The 11857-nt window shown below is 53.2% G+C and carries 7 protein-coding genes; all 7 read right to left on the bottom strand.

The window, feature by feature from the left end; genetic code table 11:
- Positions 1-15: 15 nt before the first annotated feature.
- The gene (locus tag AC55FS_RS13685) at positions 16-3081 is read right to left on the bottom strand and encodes an efflux RND transporter permease subunit (RefSeq protein ID WP_496932813.1); all 3066 of its coding nucleotides are present in this window, start codon (positions 3079-3081) and stop codon (positions 16-18) included.
- Position 3082: 1 nt separating this feature from the next.
- On the bottom strand, positions 3083-4171 hold the full coding sequence (locus tag AC55FS_RS13680; RefSeq protein ID WP_496932812.1) for an efflux RND transporter periplasmic adaptor subunit: 1089 nt from the start codon (positions 4169-4171) through the stop codon (positions 3083-3085).
- Between the two features lie 144 nt (positions 4172-4315).
- Positions 4316-5023, bottom strand: coding sequence for a Sir2 family NAD+-dependent deacetylase (gene cobB, locus AC55FS_RS13675; RefSeq protein ID WP_496932811.1), 708 nt, complete (start codon positions 5021-5023; stop codon positions 4316-4318).
- Positions 5020-6174 carry a patatin-like phospholipase family protein gene (locus AC55FS_RS13670; RefSeq protein WP_496932810.1) on the bottom strand — a complete coding sequence of 385 codons (1155 nt, stop codon included), beginning with the start codon at positions 6172-6174 and terminating at the stop codon, positions 5020-5022. Before AC55FS_RS13670 ends, cobB begins: the two co-directional genes overlap by 4 nt.
- 78 nt (positions 6175-6252) lie before the next feature.
- Complete coding sequence (locus AC55FS_RS13665; RefSeq protein WP_496932809.1) at positions 6253-6528, bottom strand: glutaredoxin family protein; 276 nt, start codon at positions 6526-6528, stop codon at positions 6253-6255.
- Positions 6529-6566: 38 nt separating this feature from the next.
- Positions 6567-8918, bottom strand: a complete 2352-nt coding sequence (locus AC55FS_RS13660; RefSeq protein WP_496932808.1) for a response regulator — start codon at positions 8916-8918, stop codon at positions 6567-6569.
- A gap of 177 nt (positions 8919-9095) precedes the next feature.
- Positions 9096-11753: a DUF349 domain-containing protein gene (locus tag AC55FS_RS13655; protein ID WP_496932807.1), complete on the bottom strand. Its 2658-nt coding sequence runs from the start codon at positions 11751-11753 to the stop codon at positions 9096-9098.
- Between the last annotated feature and the right edge of the window lie 104 nt (positions 11754-11857).

Genomic DNA, 11857 nt, shown 5'->3' with positions numbered 1-11857 from the left:
TTTTTTGTGTCTTATTCAGGCTTTTTTAATGCCATGGGTGAGGGAGTACATCACGGGAACCACACCCAGCGTCAATACCGTGGCAAAACCCAAACCAAAGCAAATCACCACTGCCATGGCGCTAAAGAAGGGATCGGCCAGTAGCGGTAATAGACCTAAAATGGTGGTTAATGCGGCCATGGTCACTGGCCGCAAACGGCTAACGGAAGCTTCGAAGATAGCATCGTAGCCGTTTTTGCCTTGCTCCAGTTCAAACCGAATTTGATCGACTAAAACAATGCCGTTTTTAACAATCATGCCGGACAGGCTCAAAAACCCGAGCAGCGCCATAAAGCCAAACTCTGCTTGCAATAACAGCATACCGGCAGTAACGCCAATAATAGCCAGCGGCACACAAGACCAAATCACCAGAGCGCTTCTGGCCTCGTTAAACAGCAATACGGTAATAATAAACATAATCAGATAGCCGAGTGGCAGCGAGGCAAACACACTGGCTTGAGCATCTTTGGATGATTCATATTCACCGCCCCATTCCAGCTGATAGCCAGCCGGTAGCTCGATATTTTCAATGTCAGGGCGCACTTGCTTAAACAAGGCATTGGCATTGAGTGGCGAGTGTGCCGCTGGGTCTGCGTAGACCTCAATCGTGCGCTTGCGATCACGTCTGGCGATAATGGGGTCTTCAAATACCACATCAAAGCGTTCCACTATTTGCTGAATGGGGATGTAGCGTTTAAACACCGGACTCCAAATTTGCAGGTCCATTAAGCCGTCAACGTCCAAACGCTCTTGCTCGGGCGGGCGAATAACAATCGGTTTAAGGGTGGTGCCTTCGCGGTATAGACCTACGGTCTTGCCGGATACACTCAACTGCAGCAAATCATCCAGGTCTTGCTTGGAAATACCCGCGCGGCGCGCATTATCTTCATTAAACAGGGGGCGAATAACCTTAACCCGTTGGCGCCAGTCATAGCGGATATTGGCGGCAAATTGATGGTCTTGCAAAATCCCCGTCGCCTGCTCCGCCAGCTGTCTTAATACCATTTGATCGGGCCCGGAAAAACGCGCTTCGATTTTAGCGTTACTGCCGGGGCCAATTTCCAATCGTTTAAATTTAACAAATACCCCGGGCATTTCTTCTGCGACCCAGGATCGCGCGGCTTCGATCATGGCTGGGATTTGCTCTAACGATTCCGTTCGCACCATAACCTGAGCGTAAGCTGGGTATTGTTTTTCCGTGGCATAGGTCAGCATAAACCGTTGCTCACCTTGGCCGACGGTGGAAGAGGTAAATTGCACGCTGTCCTGGTCGAGGAAATACTGTTCCAATTGTTGAGCTTTTTGCTGGGTGGCGCGAATATCTGAGCCTTCTGGCATCCAGATGTTGATCAAAAACATCGGTGTATTAGAAGGTGGGAAAAAGCTTTGCTTCACCATACCAAATCCGACAATAGCCACTATCATGGCAATGACCATAGAGATCATAGTGACAGCGCGGTACTGCAGCATGCGTGTTAACGCGGTGCGATAAATGTCGTACAGCAGGCCCTTGTAAGTATCACCAGCCTGGGCGGAATGAGCTTCAGGGCTGCCATCACGGAACAAAAGTCCACACAAAAAGGGCGTTAATGTCAGTGCGGTTAGCCAGCTAAAGAACAGCGATATCAACAATACATAAAATAGCGAGCCCACAAACTCACCGGTGGAGTCTGGTGACAAACCTATGGGAGCGAAGGCGGTGATGGCAATCACAGTGGCGCCCAGCAGTGGCCATTGAGTCTGTTGTACAATTTGATAGGCGGCTTGCTTGCGACTGAGGCCTCGCTGAATACCGACCATAATGCCTTCGGTAATGACCAGCGCATTATCTACCAGCATGCCCAGGGCAATAATCAGTGCGCCGAGAGAAATGCGGTGCAGCTGAATATCGACGACATCCATGACAATAAAGGTGCCTAATACGGTCAGAAATAAAATACTGCCGATGATTAAACCAGCACGCATGCCCATAAACACCAGCAACACCAAAATCACGATAACAATGGCGGCCAATAAATTGAGCACAAATCCCATCGACGACTGGTCCACCTCGGCGGGTTGGTCGTATAGGGTATGCAATTCGATGCCGAGAGGACGGCTGTTTTCTAAACTGTCGATGCGTTGACGTAAGCGCTCACCAACCTCAACAACATTGACTCCGGTATTAAAGGAAATACCAATACGCAGCGAAGCTTCACCACGATAGTTGGTTAAGTGGGTCGGTACTTCGGCAATGCCATCAGAAATACGGGCAATATCGCGCAGATAAATTAATTTATCAGAGCCTGGCTCACTGACCAGCAAGTCTCCCAGTTCTTGTACTGAATGAAATTCCCCGGTTGGGTGAATACGTACATACTCGTCGCCAATGCGAATGTGTCCGGCATCATTGACCACATTTTGAGTATTGAGCAAGCTATACAAGCGAGAAATCGGAATGCCCAGGTTGGTCATGCGCTCGCGTGAAATATCAATAAATACCTGTTCAGTCTGTGTGCCAGTGATGTCGACTTTGGCAACGCCATCGATGGTGGTCAGCTCGCGCTTGAGGTAGTCGGCATAATCTGACAGATCTTCATAGCTAAATTCGTCGCCGGTCAGTGCCAGCAAGACGCCAAATACGTCGCCAAAATCGTCCATCACTATTGGGGTTTTAACGCCCGGAGGAAGGCGTCCTTGGCGATCACGAATTTTGCGGCGCAATTCATCCCAAATCTGAGGCAGCTGCTCTGATTTGTATTCCGGTTTAATCACCAAGTGAATTTGCGAAGAACCAGCTTTGGAGACTGAATCGACATAATCAATATAGGCCAGTGACTGGATCGCATTTTCCAGTGGCGCGGTTACTTCTTCTTCTACTTGCAAGGCGCTGGCGCCGGGGTAGTAGGTAATCACCATCGCTTCTTTAATGGTGAATTGCGGATCTTCCAACCGACCTAAATTCAGGTAGCTTAAAATGCCGCCCAGCAGCAGGATTAACAGCATCATCCAGCTGGTGGTGGCGTGGCGCATAAAATAAGTGGCGGTATTCTCTGCCGACATGTTACAGACCCCGCTCACGTACCCATGGGCGCACGCGCATACCGACTTTGGCTTGATGGACTCCGGCGGCCAAAATGGTTTCTCCGGCTTGCAAGCCCGAGGCGATTTCTATGCCTTGTGAAGTAATGCGGCCAATGCTAACGCTGCGGCGCTCAAGGGTCATATCCGCTGCGACGACCCAAACACTGGCTTCGCTGCTGCCTTCTTGTTGCTCAGCGGCTTGCAAGACACTGGCAGACGGCACCATTAATAAGGTCGGTTGATCGGCCAATACCTGTTTTAAGTCGACATAAACACTGGCCGACATACCGGGCAATACATTAAGGCCAGGAGGGCGGGGCAGGGTCAGTGTGGTGGTGAAGCTGCCGGTGGCAGGATCTGCTTGGGCGGTATGCTCTTTATAGGTGGCGATAAAGCGCTGACCGGCTAACGCTTCAAACTCCACTTCAGGGTGATAGTGGGCGCTGCGGTCGGATTTAGCGATGCGTGCCATCAGGTTTTCTGGTACCTGAATTTTTATCTCCAACTGGTCTCTGGCCTGCAGCATAATCACGGTGCGACCCGCAGCGACAGGCTGATGATTGTCGGTGTAAACCTCGGCAATCTCACCTTTAAAGGGGGCTTTTAAAATGGTGTACGACAGGTCGGTTTCTGCTGCTTGCAGAGCAGCAGCGCTGATATCTAGCTCAGCTTTAGCTTGGTCGAACTGCGACTGCGATACTTGTTGTTGGCGAAATAAGCCTTCAATTCGCTCAAACTGGGCTTTGGCCAGTTGATAGCGAGCGCGACGATCGTCCACCTTGATGCGGTAATCAGAGGGATCAAGGCGAGCCAACACATCGCCGGTTTCTACTTCCTGGCCCGCTTGGGCGGGTAACGACTGCAGCTCTCCAGCCACCCGAAATGCCAGTGCGGCTTGCTCCGCGGCCTGTACTTTCGCCGGGAAGCGGCGCAATAACTGCTCCTCCGGATTAGGCACATGATACAGCTTGGCGGGTCTGGCAATGTCTGTTGTTGTTTCATTTTCCGTGGCTTTCTGACAACCGCTTAGAGCGATGGCTGTCACCGCCATGACGATAAAGGATCGCATGTTGGGTACTCTGTCTGGGAGAATTGCGGCAAAGTTTAGGCCAATCTGGCGGGGTGATATAAGAGGCGAGAGCGATAACCGGTTGTCCTATTATTGCAACAATGGTGTAGGTCAATGCCCAGCCAATTAACCGCCAGTCATGCTTTAAGGTTTTGCCTGTTGCGCCAGCAGTTGCTGTAAATACTTCGGCAGCTCAATGCCTGCCTGGCCATGATGGTGCTCGGCGAAAGCTCCTTTGCCGTGTGATGGCTCTAGGTTAATTTCCACACTGTGGGCACCGGCCTCGTTAGCGATCTCAACAAAACCAGCAGCGGGATAGACCTGGCCTGAGGTGCCGATGCTCATAAACAGATCACACTGGCTGAGTGCCGAATAAATGCTGTCCATCTGTAGTGGTATCTCACCAAACCAAACAATATGTGGACGAAGTTGTGTTTGCTGGCAATGCCGGCAAGCGCTAGTAGTATCGATATCCGTTAGCCAGGGTTGTACCTGCTGGCAGTGCAGGCAGCGGGCTTTTTTCAGTTCACCATGCATATGAATCAGCTGTTGACTGCCTGCTCGTTCATGCAGATCGTCAACGTTTTGCGTGACCAATAAAAAATCGCCGCCAAAGTTTCTTTCGAACTCAGCCAAAGCGAGGTGGGCGGCATTGGGCTGTACTGAGTTTAACTGCGCTCGTCTAGCATTGTAGAAACCTTGCACAAGCGCAGGATCGCGCTCAAAGGCTTGGGGAGTGGCCACGTCTTCAAGGCGGTGGTTTTCCCACAAGCCATCACCATCGCGAAAGGTTTTAATGCCACTTTCTGCCGATATGCCAGCACCGGTTAATACGACAACGCGTTGAATCATGTTGAGGCCTCAACAAAATGATCGGAAAAAAACGCTTGAATTTCATCGCCGCGTTGCATGGCGTCGTCGTAGCCGAGCTGAATCAAGGCACGGCAAAAACCTGCTGAAAACAGTAAATAGCTCAAAATACCTGAGCCGTTGCGTTCGGCATTGCCGCTGCTGCCCAGTGCCAGACGTAACGCGCGCGGCATTTCATCAACGTGCTGGCCGGCAATATCATCCAGAGATTGGCTGGGGCTGATTTCCAATAAATCGATATGGCGCAGCTCCATTGCTTGTTTGGCGCGTATTTTGGCCGGAATCAGATCGACGGTACGGTTGATGCGTTGCAAACGTTCTATGTCGGTTTCCATGCTATCGAGAAAAGCGGCATTGAGCATATGGCCCATCATATTGGCTGGTGTCGGAAATTGGTCTGCGGCAGCGGTTAACGTGTTGGGTTTATGGGCGGCACCACTAACGCCGATCACAAGGATTTTTTCGGCCCCTAAATGCAGCGCGGGGCTCATGGGCGCCAGCTGGCGAACGGCGCCATCGGCGTAAAACTGGTCACGAATATGTACAGGAGGAAAAATCAACGGAATGGCTGACGAGGCCATTAAATGATCTAGGGTTAATTCCACCCGCTTGCCTACACGTCTTTGCCGTTGCCAGTTAGTGATGCTGTAGTGCCCTTGGAAAAAAGCCACGGACTCACCGCTACTGAGGCCTGAACAATTCACTGCCAGGGCGTGCAGGTTTTGATTATTAATGGCGTCTTGGATGGCATCAAAGCGAATAACGTCGCTGAGCAGTTCTCTGAGTGGGTGGTTATCGAGTAGGGATACGGTTTCTACTTGGCGGCGGGCGCCCATAAACACGCCGCGCGTGAGACCAAGCAATGAGCGTGAAATGCCCACCACGTCGGTACGATAAATCTGGTCACAGCTGAAATGGCTCCAGATGCGCTCTAAGTGGCGGATACCTAAGCGATAATTATCGGCAAAACTGGCCAGCGCAATGCCGTTGATAGCGCCGGCGGAGGTGCCTGAAATAATATCAAACGGATTGTAATGGCCCTTCGGCAGTTGACGGTGAATCGCTTTTAGCACCCCCACCTGATAGGCGGCTCGTGCTCCTCCGCCGGATAAAATCAGTCCGGTTTTTTTCATCGTTCGCTGACCTTAGTCGCTCCGTACTGGCAGCGGCGTTATTAACCCTACAGCGCTGACTGTGCCAGCGTGACACTGTTAGTGATTCTGCTCTAGGCGCTGCAAGTATTGAATAATATCCATGGATTCATATAACCAAGATACCTGGCCTTGCTCATCCTCGATGCGCAGACAAGGCACTGTGGTACGTCCCGTGGCTTGATGCTGCTCTTGTCGATACTGTGGCTGGCTCAAAACGTCGCGCAGTTGTACCTCCGCCTTGATGTTGGGTAATACACGCAGCACCATCTGGCAAAAAGGGCAGGCAGAATAATAATGCAGAGCCAATGTCATGGCGTTTTTATCCTCGGTCATGTCAGCCTGGAGTATACGTGCCAGGCCGTTGCTCTGCATCAGGAGGGTTTATTGCTGCTGGCCACCCGGCTGCTAGGATGCTCGGTGACATTATTGGTGTTATCCGGCAAGCGGGCACTCCAACGGCCGATCATCAAACGTAATTGCTGCATATTAATTGGTTTGCTCATGTAGTCGTTCATGCCAGCTTCCAGGCAGCGCTGGCGATCGCCTGGTAGCGCGTGGGCGGTAACGGCGACAATCGGACAAATACTTTCTGGCCAATGGCTTTCACGGATGCGCCGGGTGGCGGTGTAACCATCCATGCCGGGCATTTCGCAGTCCATAAAAATCAGCTGATAGCGCTGGCCATTGTTATTGCTTAAACGCTCTAGCGCGCGCTCACCATTGTCAGCGAGATCAACATCAAACTGTAAACGTTCCAACATGGTTTTAATCACGCGCTGATTGATGGTGTTGTCTTCAACCACCAGGATGCGACCACGCTGACCGGGAGCGAGAGTCGCCACCTGAGTGTTGTGTGTGAGCGTGTCGAGCTCAGTATCTGCTGTGCGTGTTGCCGCCATGGCAGGGAAGGTCAGGCTCACTGACAGGCCTTTGGCTCGGCTTTCGACTAAAAAATCACCGCGAAGGCTGTAGCAGGCCGCTTTTACTAACGCTAAACCCATGCCAGGCGGTGCCTGCAGATCTTGGTAGGCAGGTGTGCCCTGGGCTTGGTGAAAGTACTCCTGCCAGCGTTGCAGTTCAGTTTGATTTAAACCTGGACCTTCATCTTCTAAGGTTAGTTGCAGGCCGCTTTCACCACGAATCGCACAAGGCCTGGCCTTCAGCCAAATACGACCGTGCTGGGTCAGGCGTAAAGCATTGTCGGCCAGTGCTCGCAGGGCTTGGCGGATACAGGGCGCATCCAGTCGCATACGCTCTGGTAACTCTTGGCTGATGTCGACGATCAGTTCCAGGCCTTTGCGATCGCAGCCGCTTTGTAATTGTTGCTGAATAGGTTCAAGTAGCGACTGTAGCGAAATATCGTCGAGAATCAGCGGGTGATAACCGGACTCCAGCTCGGTATGGGTCAGAATTTGATTGACTAAGTCGAGCACTTCTTCGGCGCTGCAGCGAGCATCGAGCAGCTCTTCCCGGCGTTGATGACTGGGCTGACTGAGGGCGTTTTCGATGGAACCCAGAATGCCGTTCAAAGGCCCGCGAAATTCATGACTGATGGTGGCGAGAAAGTGGTTCTGTGATTGATTGATCAGTCGCAGGCGCTCAATTTCATCGCGCAGTTTTATGTGTCGGGCATTGCTGCGCTGTTGTTGGGTTTTAAAACGTATGTAGGCCTGGGTGACATGGCTAGCCATAATCAGCGCAAAGCTGATGACTAAAGTGCTGGCGAGTATTAGCGTTGGCCACAGCGATAGCGCTTGAGTAACCAACAGGCTGGCTTGCCAGGCCAAAATCCCTGTGACCAATAAACAGGCAGCACAGAGGACCAGTCGGGCACTGCTATGACGCTGCGGCTTTAGTTGTAACCACCACAATAAGGTGAACATGGCCATGGTGGCGGTAATGCCAACTTGTCGTGCCAGTGCAGGCAGAATGGGCAGCACCAGAGCCAGCATCAAGCAGGCACACAAAGGCAGTAGCAAGAACGCCAGTGAACGGCTGTCTTGATGACTGAGGCCATGAACGATGCCGTGCACACTGGCCAGTAGTAGCATTAAGCTGGCAAACGGTAGCCAATGTAGGCCGCCGATAATACCCGTGGTATTCACCAACAAGGCAGCACTGCTGGTGACGGCAGCGGCGCATAGCCAAGCACTGTTGCTGTGACGACGCTCAAACCAGGTTAGGGCTGCGGTCAGAGTCAATATCAGCAACAAAGTGATGGCGGTGGTCACAACAACGGTTTGCCAGTGGTCAAACTGGCCCAGCTCTGTGCTGCTCACGATGGCGAGCGGTGCACTGCCCCAGCTGCTGCTTTGTAAACGTAGCAGTAACGCTGATTGGTGGTGGGGGGGTAATGTCAGTCGGCTAATGGGACCTTGGCTTTCACTGCTGTCGGCAATCAGGCGATAGTGGCCTTGCTCGCTGGCGCCATACAAAGTGATGCGGTCCAGCAGGGGCTGTCGCACCACCAGCTGATCGCCACGTTGCTGCTGAGAAAACGCCTGTAATTGGAGCCATAATACGTCGCCGCTGCGCCCCAGCCATGGCTGTCCTGGTAGTTTGCGAAATTCATCCAGATGGCGCTGCACGTACTCCACCGACAAACTGCCGGTGGGATCTTGCAGCTGCTGTATTTGCAAGGGTGTCTGGGCCATGGCTGGCGTCATTAGCACCCACAGTAACAACGGCCAGAGTCTTCCTTGACGAGTGAGAAAAGCGAGCATGATCCGCATCCCTGATGGCAGTCGGTAATGCTGTAAGTATCGGCAGAGCTGCGCCGGGATGCCAAATGTAGAGGCGGTATTTTCTGACAGGTGGCACGCAAGCAGGTTGGCTGGCTGCGTTAGTGGAGGAAAGGAAGTAACAAGGCCAGTAGCGATGCTACTGGCCAAGTGAGTGGGTTACAGGCTGGCCATCAAAGCGTTGATGAAGCGTTGCAGCTGCTTCGCATCTGGGCGGGTGGCAAGCCACTGGTGCACCAGTTGTAAGCGTTCTGCGTCCCGGTCCAGGCCTTTGCCTAAGCCGTCGGCAAGACGCTGAATCTGTATTTCCATGCGTCGGGACTGGTCTTGCGCTGGGCTGTCGACATTGGCCAGCAGCTCCATGCGCAGACACAGCTCGGCAGCTTCGTACTGGCATTCCAGTGTCGCCGCCCAAGCTTGTTCAAATAGCTTGCTATCGCACTCCGTCGGCAGTTGCGCCGCCTGCCAGCGTTGTTGATCATCCTCATGCAGAGCGTGCAGCTTATCGCTCAGGCCGTGCCAGCGAGCTTGACGTTCAGCCTGCTGTTGCTGTTGCTGGGCCTGTTGCAGGCGTTGTTCAGCTTGCTTAAACGCTGACAGCAAACGCTGATGGGCGCTGCGAGGCAGGTCGATGGCATTAAACTGCTGTTGCAACGAGCGCAAGCTGTCTGTGCTATCGGCACCTTCAGCAGCCTGGGCTAATGCTTCAGCGGCTTGCACGGCTTGCTCAATGTCCTGCTGACGGCTTTGGCGTTGCTCAGATAAACGAGCGAACAGCGCATCGCAATGCTGGCGAAAGCGCTTCCATAGTTTCTGATCGTCACGTCTTGGCGTTGCACCGATGCGCTTCCACTGCTGTTGCAACTGCTTGGCTTGCTCGATCGCGGCGGCCAAATCATCCTGGCTAAGCAGTTGCTCGGCCTGATCTACCAATGCCTGTTTGCTGGCCAAGTTGTCCTGGTAGTGTTGGTGTAGCGGTTGCTGGATGGCGTCGCAGGCCTGGCGAAACTGCTGTTGCGTGCTCTTGTGGGCAGCACGGTCAACGGGGGAGTACTGCTGGAAGGTGGCGCGGGCCACATCCAGGGTTTTTTGCACTGCTTTCCAGTCTGCCTGGCTCCAGTCCATCTGCTCGGCATAATGCTTTAGCTCAGCTATCAGGGCGTGACGAGCGGCGACAAACTGTTCTCGCTGCTGGGCGCGCTCAGCAAAAAAAGCGCGGCAGGGTTCAAATGCCTGATCGCCGGCTGCCTGGAAGCGCTCCCATAAGGCCTGATCAGACTGGCCACCTGTTAGAGCCTTCCACTGTTGCTGCAGGTCGTGAATCTTGTCGGCCAGCAGTTCTGCAGGCAGTTCACTGCCCACTAAGGCTTCCATATCGGCCACCAGGGCCTCTTTTTTCGGCGCCGTGGCAAAACCTTGCCAATCACGCATATCGTGCAGCTGCTGGGTCAGGGCTTTTAATTGACGCTGATGCTCAGGCTGACAGCCGTGCTTGCACAACTGTTGCAGCTTTGATTGCAAGCGATTGGCTTCTTTGCTCATGCCTTGCTCTAGCTGCTGGCGGAACTGAGTCAGCAGTTGCTCGATCTCGCGCCAGCGCTGCTGCTGTTGCTGTTGGTTTTGCTGCAGCTGTTGTTGCAGTTGCTGTATTTGCTGTTCTATCGCTTGCCACCAGTCAGGCTTGTCGTCCAGTGGCCAGCTCAGTTGTTGCAGCCAGCGTTGGCCTTGCTGTAATTGCTGCTTGAGCGCATCGCTGCGCTTGGATGTCTTGGCGTTAAGCCAGTGAGCAATGTCAGCGTGCAGCTGTTCATACTGCTCCAGCGTGGTCAGTATGGTGAGAATGTGCTGCTGAGTATTTTCAAATTGACGAATACTCGCCGTATCTGGCTTGTGCTGGACAAAGCTGTCATGCCATTGCTGCTGCAGCTGCTTCAATTGCGCCGCCATGGCTTGCGGATCATCACTAAGCGGGCACTGGTGCTGCAGCTCGGCCAGTTGTTGGAGTAGCTGTTGCTGCTGCTGTGCTGCTTGTTGCTGCTGTTGCAGCTCTTGCTGGCGCTGATGCTCTTGCTGTTGATGAGCATCGAGCAGCTGTTGCGCCTGCTCAAAGGCGGCATTAATTTGCTGCAGGTCCGTCGCTGAGGCATGTGGCTGCAGTGCTTGCCAGTCCTTGCTCAGTACTTGTAAACGAGCATAAAAGTCGGGCTGATAGCCCAAACGATTCAGATAGTTGAGCTGTTGTTGCAAGGTTTGCAACTGTTGTTGCAACGCCTGCTCTTGCTCTTGCGCTTCGCGTGCAGCGGCGAGGCGCTCTTTGCAAAGACGGTACACTGCTTTGTCCTTGCCTTGGGCATGCTGTTGCAGCTGCAGCAGTTTGTCGGCATCACTAACACCCTCGGCAGCGGCTAGTCGGACTTTGGCGGCGGGGTGATTGAGTGCCAGCTGTAAGCGCTGTTGTTGATCACTAATGCGCTCGATGGCGGCAATACGCAGCGCTTGATCGTCGGTCAGGCTGGCAATTTGAACCAACTGGTCGTCATTGCTGACACTGTCGATGCCTTGTGCTGGCAGCAGATATTGCAGCCATTGCTGGCGAGCATGCTGGCGAACATCGGCTTGTTGGTGCTGGCTGAGTTGTTCCAGTAAGGCTGCGCTGGTGATTTTCTTCACCGCCTGCAGTCTGAGCTCGGCCTGGCTTTCACGCTCGATAAAGGTCAACAGCGTGGATTCATCTTGCAAGTCGCTGAGTGCCTGGCGGCGAACCTCCGGGTTGTCGTGTTGCCATTTGGGTTTAAAAAACTTCTTAAGTAATGCCATTGGCTTGTTCCACTGTCCCAATTGATGTGCGTAACGAGGTGCCGGCCATAAGGCCGCCGAGCTTCGCATGATGGTTGATGGCCGTTCTCGCTAGCCAACCGTCA

It is taken from the genome of Bacterioplanes sp. CLAM21 (assembly GCF_059641015.1).
This window is presented reverse-complemented; position numbering and strand designations above follow the sequence as displayed.